Source organism: Pseudomonas sp. 24 E 13 (genome assembly GCF_900004715.1).
GTDB classification, from domain to species: domain Bacteria; phylum Pseudomonadota; class Gammaproteobacteria; order Pseudomonadales; family Pseudomonadaceae; genus Aquipseudomonas; species Aquipseudomonas orientalis_A.
The window spans coordinates 21,599-47,227 of record NZ_CVTO01000060.1 but is presented as its reverse complement, the minus strand read 5'-3'; the positions used below and the strand labels follow the sequence as shown (position 1 = coordinate 47,227).

Annotated in this window: 23 protein-coding genes; 3 read left to right on the top strand and 20 right to left on the bottom strand. The window is 60.5% G+C overall.

Annotation, left to right across the window (positions count from 1 at the left end; translation table 11 throughout):
- The 19 genes from fliF to BFP90_RS02880 all read right to left on the bottom strand — a co-directional run.
- A partial coding sequence (gene fliF, locus BFP90_RS02970; protein ID WP_065895915.1) for a flagellar basal-body MS-ring/collar protein FliF occupies positions 1-996 on the bottom strand: 996 nt, incomplete at its 3' end.
- 16 nt (positions 997-1,012) lie between these two features.
- Complete coding sequence (fliE, locus tag BFP90_RS02965; RefSeq protein ID WP_065884546.1) at positions 1,013-1,342, bottom strand: flagellar hook-basal body complex protein FliE; 330 nt, start codon at positions 1,340-1,342, stop codon at positions 1,013-1,015.
- A 275-nt stretch (positions 1,343-1,617) separates the two neighbouring features.
- Entirely contained in the window at positions 1,618-2,994 is a 1,377-nt protein-coding gene (locus BFP90_RS02960) for a sigma-54-dependent transcriptional regulator (RefSeq protein ID WP_065893766.1), read from the bottom strand.
- A gap of 7 nt (positions 2,995-3,001) precedes the next feature.
- Positions 3,002-4,213, bottom strand: a complete 1,212-nt coding sequence (locus BFP90_RS02955; RefSeq protein ID WP_065895914.1) for a sensor histidine kinase — start codon at positions 4,211-4,213, stop codon at positions 3,002-3,004.
- Positions 4,214-4,323: 110 nt separating this feature from the next.
- Positions 4,324-5,799, bottom strand: coding sequence for a sigma-54 dependent transcriptional regulator (locus BFP90_RS02950; protein ID WP_065884543.1), 1,476 nt, complete (start codon positions 5,797-5,799; stop codon positions 4,324-4,326).
- Positions 5,800-5,969: 170 nt separating this feature from the next.
- Positions 5,970-6,266, bottom strand: coding sequence for a flagellar protein FliT (locus BFP90_RS02945; protein WP_065884542.1), 297 nt, complete (start codon positions 6,264-6,266; stop codon positions 5,970-5,972).
- Between the two features lie 25 nt (positions 6,267-6,291).
- Positions 6,292-6,696 carry a flagellar export chaperone FliS gene (gene fliS, locus BFP90_RS02940; RefSeq protein WP_065884541.1) on the bottom strand — a complete coding sequence of 135 codons (405 nt, stop codon included), beginning with the start codon at positions 6,694-6,696 and terminating at the stop codon, positions 6,292-6,294.
- A 138-nt stretch (positions 6,697-6,834) separates the two neighbouring features.
- Positions 6,835-8,229 (bottom strand): flagellar filament capping protein FliD, encoded by a 1,395-nt coding sequence (gene fliD / locus BFP90_RS02935; RefSeq protein WP_065893768.1) that lies wholly within the window; start codon positions 8,227-8,229, stop codon positions 6,835-6,837.
- Positions 8,230-8,310: 81 nt separating this feature from the next.
- Complete coding sequence (locus tag BFP90_RS02930; protein ID WP_065893769.1) at positions 8,311-8,670, bottom strand: flagellar protein FlaG; 360 nt, start codon at positions 8,668-8,670, stop codon at positions 8,311-8,313.
- Positions 8,671-8,747: 77 nt separating this feature from the next.
- Positions 8,748-10,169, bottom strand: coding sequence for a flagellin N-terminal helical domain-containing protein (locus tag BFP90_RS02925; RefSeq protein ID WP_065893770.1), 1,422 nt, complete (start codon positions 10,167-10,169; stop codon positions 8,748-8,750).
- Between the two features lie 265 nt (positions 10,170-10,434).
- Positions 10,435-11,364, bottom strand: coding sequence for a ketoacyl-ACP synthase III (locus BFP90_RS02920; RefSeq protein WP_065884537.1), 930 nt, complete (start codon positions 11,362-11,364; stop codon positions 10,435-10,437).
- A 276-nt stretch (positions 11,365-11,640) separates the two neighbouring features.
- Entirely contained in the window at positions 11,641-13,245 is a 1,605-nt protein-coding gene (locus BFP90_RS02915) for a flagellar hook-associated protein 3 (RefSeq protein ID WP_065895913.1), read from the bottom strand.
- A 14-nt stretch (positions 13,246-13,259) separates the two neighbouring features.
- The gene (flgK, locus tag BFP90_RS02910) at positions 13,260-15,305 is read right to left on the bottom strand and encodes a flagellar hook-associated protein FlgK (RefSeq protein WP_065893772.1); all 2,046 of its coding nucleotides are present in this window, start codon (positions 15,303-15,305) and stop codon (positions 13,260-13,262) included.
- Positions 15,306-15,315: 10 nt separating this feature from the next.
- Entirely contained in the window at positions 15,316-16,581 is a 1,266-nt protein-coding gene (gene flgJ / locus BFP90_RS02905; protein ID WP_065884534.1) for a flagellar assembly peptidoglycan hydrolase FlgJ, read from the bottom strand.
- 4 nt (positions 16,582-16,585) lie between these two features.
- Complete coding sequence (locus BFP90_RS02900; RefSeq protein ID WP_163001578.1) at positions 16,586-17,674, bottom strand: flagellar basal body P-ring protein FlgI; 1,089 nt, start codon at positions 17,672-17,674, stop codon at positions 16,586-16,588.
- A gap of 27 nt (positions 17,675-17,701) precedes the next feature.
- Positions 17,702-18,397, bottom strand: a complete 696-nt coding sequence (gene flgH / locus BFP90_RS02895; protein ID WP_065884533.1) for a flagellar basal body L-ring protein FlgH — start codon at positions 18,395-18,397, stop codon at positions 17,702-17,704.
- 51 nt (positions 18,398-18,448) lie between these two features.
- Complete coding sequence (gene flgG / locus BFP90_RS02890; protein ID WP_065884532.1) at positions 18,449-19,234, bottom strand: flagellar basal-body rod protein FlgG; 786 nt, start codon at positions 19,232-19,234, stop codon at positions 18,449-18,451.
- A 70-nt stretch (positions 19,235-19,304) separates the two neighbouring features.
- On the bottom strand, positions 19,305-20,045 hold the full coding sequence (locus BFP90_RS02885; protein WP_065895912.1) for a flagellar basal body rod protein FlgF: 741 nt from the start codon (positions 20,043-20,045) through the stop codon (positions 19,305-19,307).
- A gap of 307 nt (positions 20,046-20,352) precedes the next feature.
- Positions 20,353-21,915, bottom strand: a complete 1,563-nt coding sequence (locus tag BFP90_RS02880; RefSeq protein ID WP_065895911.1) for a sigma-54-dependent transcriptional regulator — start codon at positions 21,913-21,915, stop codon at positions 20,353-20,355.
- 257 nt (positions 21,916-22,172) lie between these two features.
- On the opposite strand from BFP90_RS02880, the gene phhA reads away from it, so the two are divergent.
- The 3 genes from phhA to BFP90_RS02865 all read left to right on the top strand — a co-directional run bounded on the left by phhA (position 22,173) and on the right by BFP90_RS02865 (position 24,611).
- Positions 22,173-22,964 (top strand): phenylalanine 4-monooxygenase, encoded by a 792-nt coding sequence (gene phhA / locus BFP90_RS02875; RefSeq protein WP_065893774.1) that lies wholly within the window; start codon positions 22,173-22,175, stop codon positions 22,962-22,964.
- A gap of 97 nt (positions 22,965-23,061) precedes the next feature.
- A complete protein-coding gene (locus tag BFP90_RS02870; RefSeq protein ID WP_065895910.1) occupies positions 23,062-23,418 on the top strand; it encodes a 4a-hydroxytetrahydrobiopterin dehydratase in 357 nt (118 codons plus the stop codon).
- On the top strand, positions 23,418-24,611 hold the full coding sequence (locus BFP90_RS02865) for an amino acid aminotransferase (RefSeq protein ID WP_065895909.1): 1,194 nt from the start codon (positions 23,418-23,420) through the stop codon (positions 24,609-24,611). Before BFP90_RS02870 ends, BFP90_RS02865 begins: the two co-directional genes overlap by 1 nt.
- A gap of 185 nt (positions 24,612-24,796) precedes the next feature.
- Here BFP90_RS02865 and BFP90_RS02860 read toward each other — a convergent pair whose 3' ends face one another.
- Entirely contained in the window at positions 24,797-25,606 is an 810-nt protein-coding gene (locus tag BFP90_RS02860) for a UDP-2,3-diacylglucosamine diphosphatase (RefSeq protein WP_065884526.1), read from the bottom strand.
- Positions 25,607-25,629: the final 23 nt, after the last annotated feature.

Sequence of the window (25,629 nt, the reverse complement as noted above, 5' to 3'; positions counted from 1 at the left end):
CGGGGACGGCGGCTGGTTGCTCAGGGCACCCGGCACGCCTTGCGGACCATTGCTGGCGGTGCGTTGTTCGCTGGTGGACTGCTCGCTGCGCAGGGCGGGCTGGTCCGGGTTGAATTGCTCGGATGTCGACTCTACGGCGCTGAAATCCACGTCGGCGGACACTTCAGCCTTGTAGCGGTCGTTGCCCAATACCGGTTGCAGGATGTTGTGCACGCGCTGGGTCAGCATGCTTTCCATGCGGCGGCTGTAATCGAACTGCTTGCCGGCCTGGGTCAGCGCGGAGTTTTCGGCCATGTCGGAGAGCAGGTTGCCCTTCTGGTCGACCACCGTGATCTGCGACTTGCTCAGTTCGGGAACGCTGGTGGCCACCAGGTTGATAATTGCCAGCACCTGGCCGGGCTCCAGGGAACGGCCGGAAAACAGTTCCACCAACACCGAGGCGCTGGGCTTGCGCTCGTCACGCACGAACACCGAGCTTTTCGGAATCGCCAGGTGCACACGGGCACCCTTGACGTTATTCAGGCTGGAGATGGTGCGCGCCAGTTCACCTTCCAGGCCGCGACGGTAGCGGGTGGCTTCCATGAACTGGCTGGTCCCCAGGCCCTGGTCCTTGTCGAGGATTTCAAAACCGATATTGCTGTCGGACGGCGTCACGCCGGCGGCGGCCAGTTTCATCCGCGCACGTGCCACGTCATCGGCCTTGACCAGCAGGGCGCCGGAGTTGGGCTCAACGGTGTAGGCGATGTCGGCGGCGGCGAGGGTTTCCATGATCTGCTTGGAATCCATGCCCGCCAGGCTGCCGTACAGCGGCCGGTAATCAGGTTGCTGCGACCACAACACCACGGCAAAACCAATCGCCACGCTGGCAGCCAGGCCGACCAACAGGCCCACCTGACGCAACATGGTCATTTCGGAGAGATTTTCCAGGAACGACAGGCCAAACAGCGGCGGTTTGCCGTCTGTCTTGGCGGGTACGTTGTCGATTGCTTCTGCCATGAGTTAAATCTCGCCCTTAAACCGGCATCTGCATGATGTCTTGATAAGCCTGGACCAGCTTGTTACGCACTTGGGTCAAGGCCTGGAAGGACACACTGGCCTTTTGCGAGGCGACCATCACATCAGTGAGGTCCACGCCGCTTTTACCGATCTCGAACGCCGTCGACAACTGGCTGGACGCCTGCTGGGTATCACTGACTTTATTGATTGCCTGACCGAGCATGTCGGCAAAACTGCTTTGGCCCAATTCCGGCGCTGGCGCGACGGATTTCGGTTGAGCCATGGCATCCATTTGCATGGAGCGCATATCCAACATCAACCGATTGAACTCAATACCCTGGCTCATGAACTTCTCTCTCCGACGACCCGCAATTTTTTGACACTACGCAGCGGTTATCAGGGGAGGTGCAACAAGGGTGCCAGCTTCGTTGCGACTCGTAAGAAAAGGCGACAAAGCTTGTCGACCTTGTTACTGCACGTTTTTTTTGTAGGAGCGAGGGGGACGCCTGGTTCTTGCTCGCGAAGCACTCATGGACGCCGCGTACATCCAGGAAGCACGCGTTATCGTTGACGTTTTTCGCGAGCAAGCTCGCTCCTACAAAAAACGGCATTGGCGCGAAGTCAGGTGGCGAACAGGTATGCTTCCACGTCCATCCCGGCGTCGCGCATCTGCGCCAGCTTGTAGCGCAGGGTGCGCGGGCTGATGCCGAGGCGCTCGGCGGCTTCCTTGCGGCGGCCGCGCTCGGCGCGCAGGGTGTCGATGATCATCTGGAATTCGCGGCGGCGCAGGTCATCGCCCAGGGCGCCGGCCGATTCGGTTTCGGCGACGAGCGGTGCCGGCGCAAGGCTCGGCAACGGCGCCACGCCACTGCCCATGGCCAGGCAGAAGTCCTGGGGCTGGATCAAGCCCCCCTGCTGGAGGATCAGCGCACGCTGGATCGCGTTGTCCAGCTCACGCACATTACCCGGCCATGGATAAGCAACCAGGCAAGCCTCAGCCTCAGCTGACAGCCGCGCCTGGGCGTGCTTCATTTTTTTGACGTGGTTGTTCAGCAGGCGCTCGGCCAGAGGAATGATATCGGCCGGGCGTTCGCGCAACGGCCGCCAGGCCAGCGGGAACACCGACAGACGGTAAAACAGGTCTTCGCGAAAGCGCCCCGCCGCCACTTCGCCCGCCAGGTCGCGGTTGGTGGTGGCGACCACGCGGATATCCAACTGGATCGGCTTGCGCGCGCCCACCCGCTCCACTTCGCGCTCCTGCAACACGCGCAGCAACTTGGCTTGCAGGCCCAGGGGCATTTCCGAGATTTCGTCGAGCAAAATGGTGCCGCCGTCGGCCTGTTCGAACTTGCCGGCCTGGGCCGCGATGGCGCCGGTGAACGAGCCCTTTTCGTGGCCGAACAGGGTGGCTTCAAGCATGTTGTCCGGAATCGCCGCACAGTTGATCGCAATGAAGGGCTGCCCGGCCCGACTGGATTGCTGGTGGATATAACGCGCCAACACTTCCTTGCCGGTGCCGGACTCCCCCGAGATCAATACGGTGGACTCGCTGCGCGCCACCCGGGCCGCCAGTTCCAGCAACTGCGCGCTGGCCGGCTCGAAGGCAATCGGGCCATCACCCTCCACCGTCGACATGACGCCAAGCGCATGCCGCGCCACCAGTTCGATCAACGCCTTGGGTTCGAACGGCTTGACCAGATAATCCGCCGCGCCCTGGCGCATGGCGTCCACGGCCCGCTCCACGGCGCCATGGGCGGTCATCAGCAGCACCGGCAATTGCGGCTGACGCGCGCGCAGCAGGCCGAGCAACTGATGGCCGTCCATGCCGGGCATGTTCACATCGCTGACCACCAGGCTGAAAGTTTCTCGCTCCACGGCCTCCAAGGCTTCCTCGGCAGAGCCGACCGCGCGGTAGTCATGGCCCGCCAACAGCAGCGTGTCAGCCAATGCTTCACGCAGGGCGCGATCGTCTTCAACCAGTAAAACCTTGATAGTCATGATCCTTTTACTCCGCGCTTGCCGCGCTGGAAAACAGCGGCAAGGTCATCAATGCACAGGTGCCGCGCCCCAACCGGGAACGCAGCTGCAATTCTCCCTGATGCGCACGTGCCACTGCCTTGACCACGGTCAGGCCCAGGCCGGTGCCGTTGGTCTTGGTGGTGAAAAAGGGCTCGCCCAGGCGCTGCAGCACGGCCGGCGCAATACCACTGCCGCTGTCGCTGATGCACAGGCGCAGGGTTTGCTCGCGGCGGTACAGGTGCACCTTGAGGCGCGCCCCCGGGCCGCTGGCCTGGGTGGCGTTTTCGATCAGGTTGAGCAGCGCGCCGACCAGGGTGTCGCGATTGCACAGCACCTCACCCTGGTGGCTGTCGCATTGCCAGCGCAGGCTGGCGCCCTCGGTATGCGTGGCTGCCGCCGCTTGCAGGGCTTGCATCAACGCGGCCGGGGTCACGCGGTCGGTCAGCGGCAGTTCGCCACGGGCAAACACCAGCATGTCGCGGACCTGATGCTCCAGCTCGTGCAGGCGCTCCTTGAGGCGTCCGGCAAAACGCTGGTGGGTGGCTGCGGGCAGTTGCTCATCAGTCAAATGACTGGCGTAGATCAATGCCGCCGACAGCGGCGTACGGATCTGATGCGCCAGGGAAGCGACCATCCGCCCCAACGACGACAAGCGCTCATGGCGCGCCAGTTGATCCTGCAGGTGACGGGTTTCCGTCAGGTCGTTGAGCAGCACCAATTGGCCCGGCTCGGCATCCAGTGAACGGGTGGCGATGGACAGGCGCCGCCCATCCTTAAGGGACACTTCGTGGCCGTCATCGTCACGCGGCGCGAAGCAACGGGTGATGACGTGGCGCCACAGCTCGCCCTCCAGCGGCAGGCCGAGCAGGTCGCAGGCGGCCGGGTTGGCTTCGCGCACACGGCCCTGGTCGTCGATGACGATCACGCCACCGGGTAACAGCGAGAGCAGGTTCTGCAGACGGTTGGCCAGGCGTTCTTTCTCGGCCAATTCCTGCATGCGCTGGGCACTGACCACCGCCAGTTCGCCTTTGAGCTCGGACACCCGGGCTTCAAGCAGACTGTAGGAATCGGTCAGCTGGCTCGACATCTGGTTGAACTGCGAGAACGCCTGCTCCAGACCCTGGCGGATCGGCGGTTCTACAGGCGAAACCAGCCCCGGAATGGCAGGGGCTGCAGATAGTTGGGCGGCGTGGGGCATGGTGCTCTCTCGCTTGGCTGACCGTCAGTTAAACGGAACGTTGCGAGGGCTGTAGCAATACCCGTGCCGAAAAAAAACTACTTATAAATCAAGACGCTGAAAAACACGCGTCAATCATCCGCCTGTTCATCACCTTCTTTGCGGCTCATACCGTACTTGCGCATCTTCTCCACCAGGGTGGTGCGGCGAATGCGCAGGCGCTCGGCGGCACGGGCGACGATGCCATTGGCGTCGTCCAGGGCCTGTTGGATCAGGCCTTGCTCCAGGTTGCCGAGGTAGTCTTTCAGGTCGAGGCCTTCGGGCGGCAACATGGCCGTGGCGCCGAAGTCCGGCGTATGGCCGTTGATCGCCACGCGCTCTTCCATGTCGCTGCGCAGGCTGTCGACCATCTGCTCGTCTTCATCGTCGACGTAGCGGAATTTCTTCGGCAGCTCGACCACGCCGATCACACCGTAGGGGTGCATGATCGCCATGCGCTCCACCAGGTTGGCCAGCTCGCGCACGTTGCCCGGCCAACCGTGACGGCACAGCGACATGATGGCGGCGGAGTTGAAACGGATCGAGCCGCGTTTTTCGTGCTCCATGCGTGAAATCAATTCGTTCATCAGCAACGGGATGTCTTCCACGCGCTCACGCAACGGCGCCATCTCGATCGGGAAGACGTTGAGGCGGTAGTACAGGTCTTCGCGGAAGCTGCCGACCTCGATCATGCTTTCGAGGTTCTTGTGGGTGGCGGCGATGATGCGCACGTCCACGCTCTGGGTCTTGTTGCTGCCCACGCGCTCGAAGGTGCGCTCCTGCAACACGCGCAGCAATTTGACTTGCATCGGCAGCGGCATGTCGCCGATTTCGTCGAGAAACAGCGTGCCGCCGTTGGCCAGCTCGAAACGCCCGGCACGGCTGGTGATCGCCCCGGTAAAGGCGCCCTTCTCGTGGCCGAACAATTCGCTTTCCAGCAGCTCTGCCGGGATCGCCCCGCAGTTGACCGGCACGAACGGCCCGTCGCGGCGCTTGGAGTGATAGTGCAGGTTGCGCGCGACCACTTCCTTGCCGGTGCCCGACTCGCCGAGGATCAACACACTGGCGTCGGTGTCGGCCACTTGCTGCATCATCTGGCGTACGTGCTGGATCGCCCGGCTGGTGCCGACCAGGCTGCGGAACAGGTTGGGTTCACGGTGACGGCCGCGCTCGCGGGCCTGGTCATACATCTCGCGATAGACCTGGGCGCGGTGAAGGGAGTCGAGCAATTTGCTGTAGCTGGGCGGCATTTCCAGGGTGGAAAGCACGCGGCGGCGCTGGTCTTCCGGCAGGTCCACGGAAGAAATATCGCCCATCAGCAACACGGGAAGGAACTCATCCCAGGTTGACAGTGTCTTTAACAAGCCCAAAACAGCGCCAGGAGCGTTTACCGTCCCGATCAGCACACAAATGACTTCGCGGCTCGATGACAATGAGCTGACAGCCTGCTGCCAATCGTGGCTACCGCAGGGCAAATTTTCTTCACCAAGAAAATTCAAAATCACCGCCAAATCGCGGCGGCGGACGCTATCGTCATCGATCAGCAGAATTTTGGTTTCACGCCACATGCAATAGCAACTTCCCTAGTAAAACTTCCTGCCCCGGAATCAGGGCAATCAAGACGCCTGTAAGACTTATTACTTACTAGACGTCTGAAATCTGAAAACAACACTAGTTAAGTCAAAAATGCTGGCACAGTCAAATATATGACGCACCGTTCGGACCAACTGAGCTTCTATCAGCCGAACAGATGGTAAACCTTTGACGCATTTTTAGCTTGGTTGATCTGCGACATCTCTTCGAAAATCGCCTGGCGCTCGCCGGTCGTCACCTCAAGCAACTGCTGGTAAACCGCCAACAGGCTCTCCAGCTTTTCGCGCAGCGCATCCTCGTCCACCGGTGCCTGGCTGAGCACGTCATCAATCACGTTGCGACAGCCCAGGTCCAGTTCGCCGATGGCGTCCCAGTTGCGCGCAGCGAGCGCGTCAACCAGGGCTTCACGGGTTTCATCGATGCGTTGCAGTGCGTGGCTCATGACGTATTCCTCAAGGCCGGTGGCCTTATTGTGCGGCGCCTTGGGGTGCAGCGATGGCATCCCAGCCTTCTTTGACGGTGATCAGCAGACGAGCGACTTCGTCGATCATGTCGGCATCGTTGTGCAGATTGGCCTCCATCAAACGGTTGGTCATGTAGGCGTACAGACTTTCCAATTGCTGGACGTAAGCCGGATCTTCACTCTTCTGCGCATCCAGACCATCACGCAGGCCGATGATGATGTCGATGGCCTTACCGAGCATCAGGCCTTTTTGAGCGATGTCCCCACGAGCCAATGCGCCCTTGGCCTGTGCCATGCGGTCGAGGCCGCCCTCCATGAGCATCTGCACCAGACGATGCGGGCTGGCTTCGGAGATCTGGGCATGGGAATTGACCTTCTGGTATTGGCGAAGGGCTCTCATGGGATTCATGGTTCTACCTCGTAACAGGCGACAGCGAAAAGGATTTCAGTAACCAATATGTCGACGGGATCGCAGAAAACTTTAACCCCGATGGTCCCCAAAAAAACGAAGCCCGGCAGGCAGCCCGGGCTTTTTCATGCATCAACATCAATTATTTTTCTGGTTGTTCAGCGCGTTGAGCGTGCCCATGATGTTGTTACTTTGCTGGCGTAACTGGGCGACCAGCGAATCCATCGCCGCATATTTACGTATCAGGCTGGCCTGCAGATCCGCCACATGCGCGTCAAGTTCCGCCTGGTCCTTGCTCAAGGTCTTGAGGTTATCGGAGAGCGCGGTCGTGCGCGTCGCGAAGATACCGGTGGTCGCCTTGGCATAACCTTCAGTGGCATTGGTCATGCGTGCCAGCAACCCGGTCTTGCCGCTGAACATACTGCTGATATCTGCGGAGTTGGTGAGCGCTACCTTGTCGAAGGTTTTGTCGTCCATGGTCAACAGACCGGTACCGGAGTCGGTACCGATACCAAATTGTGCCAGGGACTTGATGGTGCCGGTCCCGGACAACGCGTTGAACTCGGCGCGCAAGGCGCTTTGCAGCGAGCGCATGTTGGCGTCACCGGTCAAGGTCGCCGATACCGAGTTACCCGCCGCGTCCTTGGTCACCTTGGTTTCGGCATTCATCGCCTTGAGCAACGCGTTATAGCTGTCGACAAAGCCTTTGACCCCGGACTTGAGGGCGGCGGTGCTGGTAGTCACCGAAATCGTCGTGGTGACCTTCGGCCCGTTCGGGTCCTTGGTATCCACGGGCGGTGAAACCGACAGCAGCTTGATGCTGACCCCACTCACCGCGTCCGAGATGTTGTTGGTCTTGGACGTATACGCCACGTTATCGATGGTGTACTCGGCGTTCTGCGGCGTATCGATCACGTTGTAGCCGGTATCGATACCCGAGTTGCCCGACAATGTCAGGTCCGAGCCGACGCCGCCCGTGGTGGATGTCAACACCATGCGCGAACCGGTGGAGTCGGTGACGATGTTGGCACTGAGCCCGACGGTGCCGAACTGGGTGTTGATCGAGTCACGTACCTGTTGCAGGGTTGCGCCCGGCGGCACGCTCAGGTCGAACTTCTTGCCCGACTGGGAGATGGTCAGGGTGGTGGCGGCAGTGCCCTTGTTGACCACTGTCGAAGCGCCGCCGGCCAGGGTGGCCGTGGACAGTTTGGAAGGCTGGGCGAGTTTATTGACCACCAGGTTGAAACTGCCGTTGGCAGCGCCCTGAGCGGTGGTCATGGTCGCGACCTTTTCATTTGACGAAGTGCCGGTCAGACCACTGAAGCTATTGTCGTCGGTCATGCTCTTGATGGCGCCACGGAAGGCGCTCAATGCCGACTGGATCTTGCCGATCGACGACAACTGGGTAGTCGCTTTCTGTGACTGGGTGTTGATCTGGGTCTGCTTCGGCGCCCGATCGGCGTCGACCAGGGCTTTGACGATGCCCTGGATGTCGATACCCGAACCCACACCGTTTACCGTTGTACTCGCCATCGTCTTTCTCCTAATACGGCTGTTGGCGTTTTCTTGACGAACCGCACTTCAAGAAAGCAACGCAACAAGTTTCATGCCAGTTCAGACCTTTTCATCGAACAGCACATGACTGGCGGTAGCCAGGCTCTGTGCAAGCTTCAAGGCCGTTTCCGACGGAATCTGGCGGATCACCTCGCCACTTTCAGTGGCGATGACCTTGACCACGACCCGATGGGTGGAATCATCAATGGAAAAATCCAGTTTGCGCTGGGCCGCTTGTACGAATTCTCGAATATCGGTGACTGCCTTTTCCAGGTCAGCCCGTTTCGGCTCACCGGCGACCGGCGCGGCCGGCGCGATTGCCTCGACCTTGGCGTTGTCTTTGTCCGCAACCACCGCAGGGGCCGAGCCTTGAGGGGCTACCGGTGGATAAGACGAGGCCAGCTTTACACTCATGTCCATGTCCAATCTCCTCTACAAACCGAAAAAGACGAAAGGGCACGTAAACGCGCCCTTCCGTCAATTACCAAGCGACGCTATTACTGAAGCAGCTTCAGTACAGCGGATGGCAGTTGGTTGGCCTGCGACAGAATCGCGGTAGCAGCCGACTGCAGGGTTTGTTGCTTGGTCAACTGAGCTGTTTCAGCAGCGAAGTCGGTGTCTTGAACGGTAGAACGTGCAGCGGTGGAGTTTTTCTGAATGTTGGTCAGGTTGTCCACAGTAGTAGTCAGACGGTTCTGAACAGCACCCAGGCCCGAACGTGTGCTGTCGATGCCGCCGATAGCCTTGTCCAGTACCGCGATGGCCGCTTGTGCGTTGAAAGCGCTGCTGACGTCGGTCTGTGCAACCGTGGTCTTGGTGGAAGCTGCGGCAGTACCTGTTGCGGCGAACAGACCGGTTACACCGGCACCGTTCATCGCGTAGCCTTTGGACGAGTCCAGGTTCACTGCACCGGTAGCGATCAGGCCGTCGGCCAGCGCGACGGCGGTACCGTAGGCACCAGCACCGTCTTTGGTGGCAACAGTGATCGAACCGGCGGCAGTGGAGGCACTGAAGTTCAGGTTCTCACCGGAATCGGACTTGACCGACAGGGTGCCCTTGGATTGGTCGTAGTTGACGCTGATGCCCAGCTTGGCGGAGTTGGATTTCAGTTGGTCAGCCAGGCTGGCGGTATCGGTTACACCGGTGAAGGTGGTGGCTTGGCCGCCAACAGTCATGGTGAAGGTAGCAGGCGTGGTCTTGGCGGCAGCACCGACGGTGAATTGAGCTTCAGTGCTGGCCGTAGCGCTCAGGCCACCTACAGCGCCGTTCAGTTGGCTGGCGATGGTTTTGGCCGATGCGCCTTGAAGAACAGTGACACTGGCGGTCTGGCCATTACCGGTCAGGCCGATCACGCCACCGGCAACACCTGAGGTGCTCGGTGCAACGCCGACGCTCTTGATCTGCTGCGAACCGATGTTGTTGGCAGCAACGTTGTCCAGGGACAGGTTGATGGTTTCGTTGGCGTTGGCGCCTACCTGGATGGCTTTGGTGCCGTACGAACCGTCGAGCAGCTTCTGGCCACCGAAAGTGGTGGTTTCCGAGATACGGGTCAGTTCCGAAGTCAGCGCCTGGTATTCTTCCTGGTTGGAAGTACGGTCAGCGTCGCTCAGGGAGCCGGTAGCCGAGGACAGCGCCAGGGTACGCATTTTTTGCAGAATGTCGGTCGAAGCCTGCATTGCGCCTTCAGCGGTCTGCGCGATGGAGATACCATCGTTGGCGTTCTTTACAGCTTGGCCCAGGCCGTTGATTTGGCTGGTCAGGCGGTTGGAAATCTGCAGGCCCGAGGCGTTGTCTTTAGCGCTGTTGATGCTCAGGCCAGTGGACAGACGCTGCATGGAGGTTTGCAGCGAGCTGGCAGCTTTAGCAAGGCCGTTCTGGGTAGTGATGGAAGCAATGTTGGTGTTTACTGTTAAAGCCATGACGAAATCCTCGATGGATGGATACTGCGGCTTCCGGCCCTGGCAACCGCCTGGTGTGGCCTGAGAACCTACGTAATAGTTATCGTCGTGGTAGCCGGTTGCTTGAGGTTTTTTTTGATTTTTTTTACTAGCCCTGTGCCAGCCCTTGCAATTCAAGCAGTTACTGCTATTGAAAACCCCGGTTTTGTTGGCTTTTCTGGCGCCAAATAAAAAACGCCGATGATCTTTCGATCATCGACGTTTTTTTTACGCGCCCCTCAAAGGGTCATGGGCGATACAGAATCGCCGAGCCCCAGGACAGGCCTACACCAAAACCGCTGATTGCCACACGCTGCCAGGCGGCATTCATCACATGTTTTTCCAGCAGCAAGGGAATGCTCGACGATACGGTATTGCCGGTCTCGACCATGTCCTTGATGAACTTGTCCACCGGCGCATCTTCAAAACGGCGCGCCACCGCGTCAACAATGGCGGCACTGCCCTGGTGAATGCAGAACGCATCGATGTCATCGGCCTTGAGGTCTGACTCATCGAGCAACTCGTGCAAATGCGCCGGCACCTTGAGCAAGGCGAAGTTGAACACCTGGCGGCCATTCATGAAGAACACGCCGTCACTGACCTTCAGGTGCGGCGCGCCGGAACCGTCGGTGCCGAACTTGGATTTGCCGAGCAACCACTGCGGGTCTTCGCCCATCCAGGTGGCGGTGGCGGCGTCGCCGAACAGCATGGTGGTGTTGCGGTCCTCCGGGTCGACGATTTTCGAATACGGGTCGGCAGTGATCAGCAGGCCGTTTTTCAGGCCGGTGGCTTCCATGAAGCCCTTCATCGCATAGATGCCGTAGACATAGCCGGAGCAGCCCAGGGAGATATCGAACGCGGCCACGTGGGTCGGCAGGCCCAGTTTGTCCTGGACGATGGCTGCGGTGTGGGGCAGCCCTTCTTCATCGCCGTTCTGGGTGACGACAATCACCGCGTCGATGGACTCGCGCTTCAAGTCCGGGTTGCCGGCAAACAACGCGTTGACCGCTTCGACACACAGATCGGAGGTTTCCTGCGCGGCATCCTTGCGCGGCAGGAACGCCGAGCCGATCTTGCCAATGATGAATTCCTCATCCTTGGCGAATTTGGCACCCTGGGCGTAGTTATCGATACCGTCCGCCGGCACGTAACTGGCGATGCTTTTAATGCCAATCATTGTGGCTTCCCAATACAAAATAGCTGGAGAACACCCCAGGGCCTGCGCCCGAAGTGCTGACAATAAAAGGGGATAACCCCAAAAAAATTCGCTGAAAGCCGCCTCGCAAGGACCCTGTGACGACTTATCCTTTTCACACGATACAGTGAAGATGCGCTTTATGACTCACAGGTCACTCAATTTTGTGCGCTTTGTGCAAAACTTCCAAACAATTAAGCCCCAAAAACGACAACGGCCCGCCCTGTTTCCAGAGCGGGCCGCTTGACGCAGCGCCACTTACATCTTGCTGAAGAGACTCAACTGCGAGATTTTCACGAAAGCCAGCTGGGAGGCTTGCAGCATGGTTTGCTGCAAGGTCAGGTTGATTGCGGCTTGAGCCGTATCGATATTGCCCAGATCACTCATGGTGCTGGTGTTAGCCAGGCCGATGCTGGTGTTCTCGCTGGTCTGAATGTCCAGTGCGTTCTGCCGCGCACCAATCGATCCGCGTACGTTATCGACCTGTGTACGGGTATTGCCAAAGTTGGCGATGGAAGCGTCCAGTACATCCTTGAGCTTGACCATCGCCGCTGGATTACCGTCGGCCGGTTGCTCCAGGGCATGGCGCAGCTGGCTGAGGCTATCCAACGCATTCTGAGTCTTCTGTGTCGTTGCAGCGACTGCGAACTGGTCCCCATTTTGGGGCGTACCGCTGACATCAAAGGTCACCCCGGCAGCCGTGACCGTGGTGCCGCCGCCCGTGTCACCTGTGGCAATGGCTTTACTGTCAACCGTGTAGGGCTGGGCATACACCTCGTACGCAGTACCGGAGGTGAATTTGACCACCGCACCGCTGTTCGCCGGGAATGTGCTGGCATACGCCGCCTGATTGGTCACCGAGGCGTTGGTCAACTGCGCAGTGGATGGGTTGCTTGGGGTACGGGACACACTGAAGGTGTCCGGCTTGGCGGCCAGACTGAAAGAACGATCCTTGACCAGAGCATCGGCGTTCGGGCCCGGCGCGATATCCTTGAGGTCCAGGGTGATATCGAACTTCACGCCGCGCAGGTTCACGCTGGAGCCGCCTTCCTTGGTGGAATCGAAAGTGCCGTTACCCGGAATTTGCGACGTGATGTCGTTACCGCTCTTGTCGGAGATCTTGTATTGGGTGCTGCTGGTGAAGGTCAACGTGTAAGGCTGGCCGTCGGCAAATTGCTTGGTGTAGTCAGTGCCCGATGTCACCAGGCCTGCCGACAACGCGACTTTATTGTCGTTCGGCACCGGCGCCGTCGCAGGCGGAATGATCGCAGGTGCTATCCAGGTAGACTGGGTGCGTCCCGAATTCGCCGCCCCCCCCATGATGCTCTTGCCGGTATCGCCCGCCTGGATCTTCAGCGTGTCCGACACCTGCAGGCTGAGCGGGGTCTCGTCGCCCTGGTAACTATAGGAACCATCGCTGTTGCGGCTATACGGTGGGGTCGCCGTCTTGGACCCGGAAAAAAGATAGCTGCCCGCTGCGTCCTTGCTGTTGAGCAAGCCCAGCACCTGATCCTCTATCGCGCCGATTTCCCCGGCAATCGACTTGCGATCGGCATCGCTCAGCGAGCCGCCCGCACGCAAGGCCAGCTCACTGGCTTTCTGCAGCGCGTCGGTGATCGAACCCAGCACGCTTTCTTCGTTGGTCAGCGAGTTCTTCAAGCTGGTGATGTTGCCGTTGAACTGGCCCAACATGTCTTTCTGCTGCTGCAGCATCAGCAAACGCGCCGCAGCGACCGGGTCATCGGAAGCGGTCTGCACGCGCACGCCGGTGGACGCCTGATCCTGAGCCTTCACCACACTGGAATAATTATCCGAATACTTGGCCGAGCTGGTTTCGAAATATTGAGCAGTGGAAATACGCATCGTCCCAGACTCCCTTAAAGACTATTGATCAGCGTGCTGAAGGTTTCTTGCGCAGCCTTGATGATCTGCGACGACGCGGTGTAGTACTGCTGGAACTTGATCATATCGCCCGCCTCTTCATCCAGGTTGACCTGGGACACCGAGTTGCGCGCATCCTGGTTGGCCTTGAGCAAGGCACCGGTGGCGGTGGTGTCAGTGATGGCGGAGGCGGCCTTGGCGCCGACACTGGAGACCAGGCGGCTGTTGGCCGCCACCAGGCTCACGCCGCCGCCACTGCCATCGGACAAGCCGAGCGTCGGCTTGGTTTGCAGGTCGAGCAGCGCCTGGGCGTTGCGGTTATCGGACTTGCCCGAGGCGTTGAAGGAAAACGTGGTGCTGTCGCCGGCGGCGGGCAAACCGCCAACGGTGGTATCGAACTTGAAGCTCTTGGCCGGCACCAGCAGTGCACCGTTGGCATCGCGCATCGGTACGTCGACGGTGATCTTGTTGCTTTGGCCGGGCACGATGGTGCCAGTGCCGATCGGATTGCCCTGGGCATTGCTGAGCGTGTAGCTCTGAGTGCCGTCCGCCGCAGGCTTGCCGAACACCATCTTCACCGGCATCGAATGTTCGATGCCGGTACGCAGTTGCGCCGTGTCGGCGCCACCGTGAATATCGATCGGCAGGGTCAGGGTCGGCGGAGTAAAGCTGCCGGTGCCTTGATTGGTCTTGCTGCCCTCGCCCAGCAACGGCCCGGCGAACGCGATTTTGTTGGCGTCGGTCAGCGCGGTGCCGATGTTTGCCGCGCCACTGGCGGTGGGGCTGACCTTGAAACTGTCCCCCGCCGCTATCGGCCCCTTGCCATCCAGGGCCAGCGTGAAACCGTCGATCACCGGAGGCGGCGCGGTGTTGGTGTCGAACGCGCCCATGGCCTTGCCGTCGGAACGCACGACGTTGTAGTTGTTGCCGCTGGTAAAGGTCACTTTGTAGTCGTAGGTCGACAGCTTGCTGGTGTCGCTGATGCTCACGTTCAAGTTGCCGGAGCCGCTGCTGTTGCCCATCGCGCCCTGACTGCGCTGGGCGACGGCGGCCGCGCTGTTGATGTCCTTGAACAGCGACGAACCGAAGTCGCCGTTCAGGTCCAGGCCCTGGCCCAGCTGGCTGTTGACGGTATCGGCAGTCGCCAGGGCGATGCGCCCCAGGTCATTGATGGCCGGCATCAATGCGTCGGTGCGATAGCGCAGCAGGCCGCCGATGCTGCCGCCGCTGAGCACGTTGCCCAGGTCGATCGCCGTGCCGCCGCCGGCATTGAGCGCGATGGTGTACTGGCTTGGATCGCTGCTGCCGGGTACCGCCGAAATCGTATTGGCCTGATCGCCCAGCACCAGGGATTGGCCGGTGCCGGTGCTGACGCTGAACACGCCATTTTTTTCACTGGTGGTCACGCCCACCAGTTCATTGAGCGAACGTACCGCTTCGTTGCGTGCATCGAGCAGGTTGGCCGGGGCGCTGCTGCTGGAGCCCTGGGCCAGGGTGATCTGCTTGTTCAGCGAAGCAATCGAGGAGGTCAACTGGTTGACCTGGCCGCTCAGGGTGCCCAACTGGCCGTTGATCGACTGTTTCTGCTCGTTCAACTGGCTGGAAATCGAATTGAAACGGTTGCTCAGGGTCTGGGCGCTGCTCAACAGCACTTGCCGGGCGGACACATCGCTGGGGGTGGCCGCCGACGTCTGCACAGCGGCGAAGAACGCACTGAGTACCGAGGACATGCCGGTGGTCTTGTCCGACAAGGTCTTATCGATGGCGCTGGCCTGGCCGGCATACGCCTTGGCGTCGTTGCTCAGCGCCGTGCTGTTCTGGTAGGCCGCATCGAGGAACTCGTTATACACCCGGCGCACATCCGACAGGGTGGTGCCGCTGCCGATGTACACACCGCCGTAGGGGTTATTGGCATTGGCATTCTGCGTGGTCTGCTGACGCGAATAACCCGAGGTATTGGCGTTGGCGATGTTATTACTCAAGACCGACAGCGATCCTTGAGCGGCATTGAGCCCTGACATCCCGATACTGAGCAAACTCATGGTTCAGACCTTATAAATGTGTGGTTGCGCCAGCGGCAGCGTAGTTCTGGTAACTGTTCATGTTTTTGGCGATCTGCGAAATCTTGCTGGCGTAGGCCGGATCGGTTGCATAACCGGCTTTTTGCAACTCGCGTACAAACTGTTCCGGGTTGTCGGCTGATTTCACAACTTCTTTATACCGATCATTGCTTTGCAGCAGCGTCACGAGGTCATGGAAGCTGTCCTGATAGGAGCTGTAGGAGCGGAACTGCGCCGTCTCCTTAACCATCGCGCCGTCGCGAAACTCGCTGGTGATCGCCCGGGCCTGGCCGCCCTGCCAGCTCTGGCCGGCCTTGATGCCGAACAGGTTGTGACTGCTGCTGCCGTCTTCGGCGCGCATCACCGATTTACCCCAACCGGTTTCCAGGGCGGCCTGGGCCACCAGGTACTTCGGATCGATACCGATACGCGCGGCGGCGGCCTTGGCCATCGGCAGCATGGTGGCGACGAATTCATCCTGCGAGCTGAAGGCCTTCTTCGCCGGTGCCAGCGGTGGCTGGGCAATGGCGCGGCCGTAGACCTGCATCTTCCCGCTTGGTACGGCAACGCTGCGCGCGCTGCTGTTGATCACGTTGTCATCGGCGGCGCTGTTGCGCAGTGGCGCGACCTTGGCCTCGACCTGGGTACTCGGCACGATGCCCGCCAGCAGGCGGTCGGTCAGTTTGCTTGGCAAGGCGATACGGCGCTGGTTCATCAGTTCCATGTCGTTGCTGTGGGACGCAACGGCACCGGCCTTGGGCTCGGCGACGCGGTAAGCCCACAACGGACGCTGTCCATTGGAGCGACCCAACGGCCCCTCAGCCTGGGTGCCGGCGGCAATTTCAGTCGGCACATCGACCTTCTTCACTGTTTCAGCCGTGGCGGGGCCCTGCAAGGTGGCCGCCTGGGCGTCCACCGGCTTGTTCTTCTGCATCTGGCGCATCAGCACGTCCGCCAGGCCAATACCTCCGCCTTCGCGGGACATCGACACCGCCAATTGCTGGTCATACATTTCCTGGTACTGCTTGGCCGCTGACGTGTTCAGCGGGTTGTCCTCGCCCACGGCGTCGGTGGCCGAACGCATGGATTTGAGCATTTCGTTCAAAAACAGCGACTCGAACTCCTGCGCAACCTTGCGCATGTTGCCTTCGCTGTTTTTGCCGTCGCCGACCTTGAGCTGGTTCAGCCGGTTCAGGTCGGAGTAAGCCCCCGAGTCTGCCGAACTGATAAGACCGCTCTTGCGCATATCCATGACCATGGCCTCAGATCACAATCAGGTCGGCTTGCAGGGCGCCGGCCTGTTTCAGGGCTTCGAGGATCGCCATCAAGTCGCCGGGGGCCGCGCCCACCTGGTTCACCGCGCGGACAATCTCATCCAGGGTGGTACCGGGGCCGAACTTGAACATTGGCTTGGCTTCCTGCTGTGCATTGACCCGCGATCGCGGGACCACGGCAGTCTGGCCGTTGGACAAGGGCCCAGGCTGGCTGACGATCGGGTCTTCGGTAATGGTCACGGTCAGGCTGCCGTGGGTCACCGCCGCCGGCGAGACCTTGACGTTCTGCCCGATCACGATGGTGCCGGTGCGCGAATTGATGATGACTTTGGCGATGGCCTGGCCCGGGTCGACCTCAAGGTTTTCCAGGATCGACAGGTAGTCGACGCGCTGGCTTGGGTCCAGCGGCGCGGTGACGCGGATCGAGCCGCCGTCGATGGCCTGGGCCACGCCAGGGCCAAGCATGTCGTTGATCTTGTCGACCACACGCTTGGCGGTGGTGAAGTCGGAACGGTTGAGGTTCAGGGTCAGGCTGTTGCCCTGATTGAAGCCGCTCGGCACGGTGCGTTCAACACTGGCACCACCGGGAATGCGACCGGCCGACGGCACGTTGACGGTGATCTTCGAACCGTCGCGGCCTTCGGCGTCGAACCCGCCCACCACCAGGTTGCCCTGGGCGATGGCGTAGACGTTGCCGTCGATCCCTTTGAGCGGGGTCATCAGCAAGGTGCCGCCCCGCAGGCTTTTGGAGTTACCGATGGACGCAACCGTGATGTCCACCACCTGGCCCGGCTTGGCGAACGCCGGCAAATCGGCACTGATCGACACCGCCGCGACGTTTTTCAGCTGCACGTTGCCCGAACCCGCAGGCACCTTGATACCGAACTGCGACAGCATGTTGTTGAAGGTTTGCAGGGTGAACGGGGTCTGGGTGGTCTGGTCACCCGTACCGCTGAGGCCGACCACCAACCCGTAGCCGATCAACTGGTTGGAGCGCACGCCGGAAATGCTGGCGATGTCTTTCAGGCGTTCGGCCTGGGCGACGGCGCTCAGGGACAGCAACACTACCGCCGCCATCAGTTGCTTGACGTTCAAAATGGCCACCTAGAAAGGGAACAACGGGCTAAGGAAGAAACGGTCGAACCAGCCCGGCTGGCTTGCATCGGCAAACGAACCCGTACCCGAGTAGGTAATGCGCGCATCGGCAATCCGCGTCGACGGCACGGTGTTGTCGGTGGCAATGTCATCGGCGCGGACCATGCCGGCAATGCGCACCAGTTCGTCGCCGGTGTTGAGGGTCATCCATTTTTCACCGCGTATGGCAATGATGCCGTTGGGCAACACGTCGGCCACGGTCACGGTGATCGAACCGGTCAGGGTGTTGCCCTGGGCCGCCGCACTCTTGCCGTTGGTGGCACGGTCGCCGCTGTAACCGGCGTCGAGGCTCAGGTCGCCACTGCCCAACGGGTTATTGGTGTTGGGCACGCCGCCGAACAACGATGTCAGGCCCAGTTTGGCTTTGCTGGTCTTGCCGATCTGCGAGTTGGCATTCTTGCTGGCCTGGGTGCGCTCGTTCAGGGTGATGGTGATGATGTCCCCGACCCGGAACGCCTTGCGGTCGCTGTACAGGTTCTGCTCGAAACCGGCCTGGTAGATCGAGCCATTGTTGGCCGCCGCCGGCAACGGTGTGCGCGGCAACACCGGCGCGTAGTACGGGTCATTGGGTTTCGGCGACGGGGCGACACAGCCCGCAAGCACGGCGATCCCACTCAATGCCAGAACAGAAACAAAGCGATTCATGACCCTAACCTCACGGTGTTACAGGCGCTTGAAGGGCGCCCCATAGACTGATTACAAATTCTGCGTGACGAACGAAAGCATCTTGTCGGCGGTGGAGATCACCTTGGAGTTCATCTCGTAGGCACGCTGGGTGGTGATCATGTTGACCATCTCCTCAACCGTGCTGACGTTGGACGTTTCCAGGGTGCTCTGCAGCGTGGTGCCGAAACCGTTCAAGCCCGGGGTGCCGATTTGCGGCGCGCCGCTGGAGGCGGTTTCGAGGAACAGGTTGTTGCCCATGGCCTGCAGGCCGGCCGGGTTGATGAAGTCGGCGGTTTGCAGGTTGCCGATCACTTGCGACGCGGGGTTACCGGCCACGGTGATGGACACGGTGCCGTCGTTGCCGACGGTGAAGGTCTTGGCGTCCGCCGGAACCACAACGGCAGGCTGCAGGGCGAAACCGTTGGATGTCACGATCTGGCCGTTGGAGTCCAGGTGGAAGGTGCCGTCACGGGTATAGGACGTGGTCCCATCCGGTTGCAGGATCTGGAAGAAACCACGGCCGTTGATCGCCATGTCCAGCGGCTGGCCAGTCTGCTGCAGGTTACCGGCGCTGAAATTCTTCTGGGTGCCGACGATCTGCACACCGGTACCCAGTTGCAGGCCCGACGGCAGCTGGCTGTCCTGGGTCGACTGGGCGCCTGGCTGTTTCTTGATCTGATAGAGCAAGTCCTGGAACTCGGCACGGTCACGTTTGAAGCCCGTGGTCGACACGTTGGCCAAGTTGTTGGAAATGGTGGTCAGGTTGGTGTCCTGGGCGGACAGACCTGTTTTGGCAACCCATAGAGCCGGAAGCATGCTGTTCTCCTCTGTGCGCCTGTTTGTTGGCGCGGTGCTGCGTTGTTTGTTTAAAAGCCGACCAGGGCGATTAGTTCATCTGCATGACACGTGTCATGGCCTGGTCGCCTTCTTTAGCGCTGTTCATCATTTTGATGTGCAGCTCGAACTGCTTGGAGAGCGCCAGCACCGCGGTCATTTCCTCAACGGCATTGACGTTGCTCGCCTGGAGGAAGCCCGAGGTCAACTTGACGTTCGCATCAGCCTGGGCCGGCCTGCCATCCATGGTGTGGATGGTGCCGTCCAAGCCCTTGGTCATGTTCTTGAGGTCGGGCTGGACCATCTTGATGCGGTCCACCTCCGCCATTACCCGTGGGCCTTCGCCCATGGAGCGGATGCTGATGGTGCCGTCCGAACCCACTTCGATTTTCTGCTGGGGCGGCACGGCAATCGGGCCGCCGTTGCCCATGATCGGCATGCCGTTGCCGGCGCGCAGCACGCCCAGCGCGTCCACGTTCATGCTGGCGCTGCGCACGTAGGCTTCGCCGCCATCGGGCGTTTGCACGGCCATCCAGCCGTCGCCGTTGACGGCCACATCCAGGTCACGCCCGGTTTCGATCATCGCGCCGGGGGTGAAGTCCGTGGCCGGCCGCTCGGTCAGGGCAAAGGCCCGCGCCGGAAAGCTGTCACCGAACACCGGCATCGACCGCGCCTGCTCCAGGTCGCGCTGGAAACCATTGGTGGAAATGTTCGCCAGATTGTTGGCATGGGCCTTCTGCGCCAGAGCATTCTGGCTGGCGCCGGTCATTGCCACATAAAGGTACTTGTCCACGCTCTATCCTCTTTCTGACGGACGCTTGCCGCCCACCGATGTACTGAGGAGACTTAAGCAATTTGCGAACCAACTTTTGAAAACAGGTCGGAGCCCAGCAACGGCGGGGGTTTGCGCGAAGGTGTCTGAAAATAGCGAGGGAGGGATAGTCGAAAAAACGGCGGACTACTGCCGCTTTCGGCAACGGCATAGATTAAATGTGGGAGGGGGCTTGCCCCCGATAGCGGTGTGTCAGCCAATAGCAATCTGACTGACGGACTGCCATCGGGGGCAAGTCGAATCGTCGCACCGCCCCTCCCACATTGAGTTATTTATCGGTCTTGAGGATTTTATAGTCGCGCAGTTTGTTGGCGACTGTGGTGTGGGAAACCCCCAGGCGCTTGCCCAGTTGCCGACTGCTCGGATGCTCGGCGTACAGCGCTTCGAGCACCGCCTTTTCAAACCGCCCGACGATGTCTTCCAACCCGCCCTCCAGCGAAAAATCGCCAAGCGGCTGACGCACGCCATAATCGGGCAGGCGAATATGCTCAACCTTGACCGTCCCGCCTTCGCACAACGAAACGGCCTGGAACAGCACGTTTTCCAACTGGCGCACATTGCCTGGCCAGTGGTAGTGGCTGAGCTTGTCCATCGCGGCAGGCGCCAATTTGGGCAGCGGGCAACCGATCTGCCGGCTGGCCTGGTCAAGAAAGTGCTCGACCAATGGCGCCAGCCCATCAAGGCATTCGCGCAACGGCGGGATATGCAGCGAAAGCACGTTCAAGCGGTGATAGAGGTCCTGGCGGAATTCGCCACGGGCGCACAGTTCGGACAAATCGACCTGGGTCGCACAGATCACCCGAACGTCGAGGTACACCTCTTCATCACTGCCCACGCGACGAAAGCATCCGTCCTGCAAAAAGCGCAGCAGCTTTACCTGCAGGCGTGCGCTCATTTCTCCCACGCCGTCGAGAAACAACGTACCGCCCGCCGTCAATTCCAACAGCCCAAGTTTGCCTTCGGCCCGCGCGCCTTCGAATGCACCGGGGCCGTAGCCGAACAGCTCGGTCTCGGCCATCGACTCCGGCAAGCCCGCGCAGTTGAGCGCCATCAAGGGCGATTGCCCACGCGGGCTCGCCAAGTGACAGGCCCGCGCCAGCAATTCCTTGCCGGTACCGGTTTCGCCTTCTATTAATAGAGGCGCATCCAACGGCGCCATGCGCCGCGCCTCACGCACCACCGCCGCCATGACTTTGGAGCTTTGAAAAATGCTGTCGAAGCCGCGCAGTTCCTGCTTGCGTACATTGTAGATACGCTCGCCTACGCGGTCGGCGCGGTGCAGGGTCAATACCGCGCCGGCCATGGCTTCGCTGTCGTCGTGTTCAGAGGATTGCAGCGGTGCGATATCGGCCAGGAACACATCGCCCTTGACCTTGACCCGCAGGCCATTGATGCGCGATTTGCTCGCGCGCACCAGCTCCGGCAAGTCGAAGTCTTCGGCGTAGCGCGACAGCGGAATGCCCGGCACTTCGTCCACACGAACCCCCAGCAACTGCGCCGCCGCACGGTTAGCGGCGACGATCGAGCCGCCCATGTCGATGGACAGCACCGGAAACTCGAGGGCCCCCAGCAGCGCATTGAGCTCCATATGCCGACGCTCGCTGGGCATCAGCCCTACCCTTTTAACGCCGAACACCCCGGCTATCGCCTCGAACTGCGGGCGCAACGCCTGGAACTGCATGTTCACCAGGTTCGGGCAGAACAGGTAGATGGCGTTGCCATGCTCGCCGCCGACCTCACCCTTGGCCACGTTGACGCCGTACTCCACCAGCAGGTTGAGGATGTCCCGCAGGATGCCGATGCGGTTCTGGCAATGCACTTTGATACGCATGAAAAGGCCCGAAAGTGAGTAAGGCGCCGCGCCTTTTTGTCGCTGGGCGCAGAAAGTCGTCAAGATTATGTGACAGTACGCAGGTTTTTCCCAGCCCATGGCTGCGGCGAGCCCTGGATACGTAACGAATAGTTTACGAAATGCGGTAACTTTTCCTACGCAAAGGCTTTTAAACCCGGTGGAAACCCGTCGCGCCCGGGTTATCAATAGAGACACAGCAGGACATAACAAGAACGAATGCCTAGCAGGAGAGCCGTATGAAGCAGACGCACTACGTGGCCCGCGAGCCCGATGCGCAAGGTTTTATCCACTACCCGCCGGAAGAACACGCGGTGTGGAATACCCTGATCACGCGCCAGCTGAAAGTGATTGAGGGCCGTGCCTGCCAGGAATACCTGGACGGCATCGACAAACTCGGCCTGCCCCTGGATCGCATCCCGCAACTGGGCGAAATAAACAAAGTGTTGGCCGACACTACCGGCTGGCAAGTCGCCCGCGTGCCGGCGCTGATCCCCTTCCAGACCTTCTTCGAATTGCTCGCCAGCAAGCAGTTTCCGGTGGCGACCTTTATTCGTACCCGCGAAGAACTGGACTACCTGCAAGAGCCGGATATTTTCCACGAGATCTTCGGCCACTGCCCGCTGCTGACCAACCCCTGGTTCGCCGAATTCACCCACACCTACGGCAAGCTCGGCCTGGCAGCCACCAAGGAGCAACGGGTGTACCTGGCGCGCCTGTACTGGATGACCATCGAGTTCGGCCTGGTGAACACACCCGACGGCCTGCGCATCTACGGTGGCGGCATTCTGTCTTCGCCCAAGGAAAGTGTGTATTGCCTGTCGGATGAGCCTGAGCGCCAGGCGTTCGATCCGCTGGAAGCGATGCGCACGCCCTATCGCATCGACATTCTGCAACCGCTGTACTTCGTATTGCCCGAGCTCAAGCGCCTGTTCGACGTGGCGCAGGAAGACATCATGGGCATGGTCGAGCGTGGTATGCAGTTGGGCCTGCACGCACCGAAATTTCCGCCAAAGCCCAAGGCTGCTTGAGCCGTGCCTTTTTAGGCCAAGTGAGTCTGTTCCCCGGCCCCGCGTTGCTTTAGGGTAGCGCCACTGACCTTCAATCATTCGAATTCAGGACACCTTCATGACCACCTTGAACCAAGCCCATTGCGAAGCCTGCCGCGCCGACGCCCCGCAAGTCAGCGATGAAGAACTGCCGGTGCTGATCAAACAGATCCCCGACTGGAACATCGAAGTGCGCGACAGCGTGATGCAATTGGAAAAGGTTTTCCTGTTCAAGAACTTCAAGTTCGCCCTGGCATTCACCAACGCCGTGGGTGACATCGCCGAAGCCGAAGGCCATCACCCGGGCCTGCTCACCGAATGGGGCAAGGTCACCGTGACCTGGTGGAGCCACTCCATCAAGGGCCTGCACCGCAACGACTTCATCATGGCCGCACGTACCGATGAAGTGGCCAAGAGCGCCGAGGGCCGCAAGTAATGCACTTCGATGCGATTGGCCGCGTGCCCGGCGACCCGATTCTCGGGCTGATGGACCTGTTCGCCCAGGACACCAACCCGGACAAATTCGACCTTGGCGTGGGCGTCTACAAGGACGACCAGGGCCTGACACCGATCCCGGACTCGGTAAAACGTGCCGAGCAGCGCCTGGTCGATACCCAGGCCACCAAGACTTACATTGGTGGGCACGGCAATGCCGCCTTCGGCGCACTGATCAGCGAACTGGTGCTGGGCGCCGATTCGGCGTTGATCGCCGAACGCCGTGCCGGCGCCACCCAGACGCCAGGGGGCACCGGCGCCCTGCGCCTGAGCGCCGACTTTATCGCCCAGAGCCTGCCTGGCCGTGGCGTGTGGCTGAGCAATCCGACCTGGCCGATCCACGAATCCATTTTCGCCAAGGCCGGGCTCAAGGTCAGCCATTACCCGTACGTGGGCAGCGACAATCGCCTGGACGTGGCGGCGATGCTGGCCACCCTGAGCAGTGTGCCCAAGGGCGATGTGGTGCTGCTGCACGCCTGCTGCCACAACCCGACCGGGTTCGACCTGTCCCGGGATGACTGGCGCCAGGTGCTGCAGATTGTGCGCGAGCGCCAATTGCTGCCGCTGATCGACTTTGCCTACCAGGGCTTTGGCGACGGCCTGGAGCAGGACGCCTGGGCGGTGCGCCTGTTTGCCGCCGAGCTGCCGGAAGTATTGATCACCAGTTCGTGCTCGAAGAACTTCGGTTTGTATTGCGACCGCGTGGGTGCATTGATCGTGTGTGCGGCGGATGCCGAGAAGCTCACGGACGTGCGCAGCCAGCTCGCCAATACGGCGCGCAACCTGTGGTCGACGCCGCCGGATCATGGTGCAGCTGTGGTTGCGACCATCCTTGGCGACGCCGAGCTCAAGCAGCAGTGGAGCGACGAAGTCGAAGCCATGCGTTCACGCATCGCGCAACTGCGCGCCGGACTGGTGGAAGCGCTGGCGCCCCACGGCCTGGCCGAGCAGTTTGCCCATATCGGCACCCAGCGCGGGATGTTCTCCTACACCGGGTTGAGTGCCGAGCAGGTCAGGCAACTGCGGGAGAAGCACAGTGTGTACATGGTCAGTTCGGGCCGGGCCAATGTGGCCGGGGCTGATGCCACACGGCTAACGCTACTGGCCCAAGCCATCGCCGACGTCTCCAGCTGACGAAACCGAGGCCAAATGTGGGAGGGCCTTGCCCTAACATGTGTAGGAGCGAGCTTGCTCGCGAAAAACTCACAGGCAACGCGTTCATTCAGGAAGCACGCGTTATCGTTGACGCTTTTCGCGAGCAAGCTCGCTCCTACAGGCGTCAGGGCTTGCCCCCTCCCACATTTGACCCAGTCAAGACTTCAGGTTGTGACCATCTCAGCCTTAAGCAGCGCCTCTTTGGCCTGCGCATCCGCCAACCGATACAACTCGATATGCCCATCCCAGTGCTCGATCAACGCCGTGCACGATTCCACCCAATCCCCGCAGTTCAGGTAATCCACCTCGCCCACCTTGCGGATCTCGGCATGATGGATATGCCCGCACACCACCCCATGCAACTCACGCTTGGTTACCTCGTGGGCGATGGCCTCTTCGAAATCGCTGATAAAACTCACCGCGGTTTTCACCTTGTGCTTCAAGTACGCCGACAGCGACCAATAACCGTAGCCATAGCGCGCCCGCCAATGATTGAGCCAGCGGTTCAGGGTCAGGGTGAATTCGTAGGCCGAGTCACCCAGGAAGGCGAGCCAGCGGTGGTAACGGGTGATCACGTCAAACTGATCGCCGTGAATCACCAGCAGATGACGACCGTCCGCCGTGACATGCACCGCCTCGTCCACCAGTTGGATATTGCCCAGGATCAGCTTGGAATAGCGCCTGAGAAATTCGTCATGGTTACCGGTGACATAGATCACCTCGGTGCCGCGCTTGGCCATGGTCAGCAGGCGACGGATCACATTGGTGTGAGCCTGGGGCCAATACATGCCGCCACGCATTTTCCAACCATCGATAATGTCGCCCACCAGGTACACCTTGTCGGCGTGATAACCCTTGAGAAACTGCGATAGATGCTCGGCCTGGCAGTCCCGAGTGCCCAGATGCACGTCGGAAATCCACAGGGTTCGCACCCGTTGCTTGCGGCTGGGTTTGGCGAATTCGGCACGGGTCATGGGGGTCCCTCGACGCTGTTTTC

Coding starts and splice junctions, on each gene's coding strand:
- BFP90_RS02925 (WP_065893770.1), bottom strand. CDS start 10,169: ATGGCTTTAACAGTAAACACCAACATTGCTTCCATCACTACCCAGAAC.
- BFP90_RS02950 (WP_065884543.1), bottom strand. CDS start 5,799: ATGTGGCGTGAAACCAAAATTCTGCTGATCGATGACGATAGCGTCCGC.
- BFP90_RS02960 (WP_065893766.1), bottom strand. CDS start 2,994: ATGACTATCAAGGTTTTACTGGTTGAAGACGATCGCGCCCTGCGTGAA.
- phhA (WP_065893774.1), top strand. CDS start 22,173: ATGAAGCAGACGCACTACGTGGCCCGCGAGCCCGATGCGCAAGGTTTT.
- fliD (WP_065893768.1), bottom strand. CDS start 8,229: ATGGCGAGTACAACGGTAAACGGTGTGGGTTCGGGTATCGACATCCAG.
- flgG (WP_065884532.1), bottom strand. CDS start 19,234: ATGCTTCCGGCTCTATGGGTTGCCAAAACAGGTCTGTCCGCCCAGGAC.
- BFP90_RS02880 (WP_065895911.1), bottom strand. CDS start 21,915: ATGCGTATCAAAGTGCATTGCCAGAACCGCATCGGCATCCTGCGGGAC.
- BFP90_RS02920 (WP_065884537.1), bottom strand. CDS start 11,364: ATGATTGGCATTAAAAGCATCGCCAGTTACGTGCCGGCGGACGGTATC.
- BFP90_RS02915 (WP_065895913.1), bottom strand. CDS start 13,245: ATGCGTATTTCCACTGCTCAATATTTCGAAACCAGCTCGGCCAAGTAT.
- BFP90_RS02955 (WP_065895914.1), bottom strand. CDS start 4,213: ATGCCCCACGCCGCCCAACTATCTGCAGCCCCTGCCATTCCGGGGCTG.
- flgH (WP_065884533.1), bottom strand. CDS start 18,397: ATGAATCGCTTTGTTTCTGTTCTGGCATTGAGTGGGATCGCCGTGCTT.
- BFP90_RS02930 (WP_065893769.1), bottom strand. CDS start 8,670: ATGGACATGAGTGTAAAGCTGGCCTCGTCTTATCCACCGGTAGCCCCT.
- BFP90_RS02945 (WP_065884542.1), bottom strand. CDS start 6,266: ATGAGCCACGCACTGCAACGCATCGATGAAACCCGTGAAGCCCTGGTT.
- BFP90_RS02870 (WP_065895910.1), top strand. CDS start 23,062: ATGACCACCTTGAACCAAGCCCATTGCGAAGCCTGCCGCGCCGACGCC.
- fliE (WP_065884546.1), bottom strand. CDS start 1,342: ATGAGCCAGGGTATTGAGTTCAATCGGTTGATGTTGGATATGCGCTCC.
- flgK (WP_065893772.1), bottom strand. CDS start 15,305: ATGAGTTTGCTCAGTATCGGGATGTCAGGGCTCAATGCCGCTCAAGGA.
- BFP90_RS02860 (WP_065884526.1), bottom strand. CDS start 25,606: ATGACCCGTGCCGAATTCGCCAAACCCAGCCGCAAGCAACGGGTGCGA.
- fliS (WP_065884541.1), bottom strand. CDS start 6,696: ATGAATCCCATGAGAGCCCTTCGCCAATACCAGAAGGTCAATTCCCAT.
- flgJ (WP_065884534.1), bottom strand. CDS start 16,581: ATGGTCATGGATATGCGCAAGAGCGGTCTTATCAGTTCGGCAGACTCG.
- BFP90_RS02900 (WP_163001578.1), bottom strand. CDS start 17,674: ATGGCGGCGGTAGTGTTGCTGTCCCTGAGCGCCGTCGCCCAGGCCGAA.
- BFP90_RS02865 (WP_065895909.1), top strand. CDS start 23,418: ATGCACTTCGATGCGATTGGCCGCGTGCCCGGCGACCCGATTCTCGGG.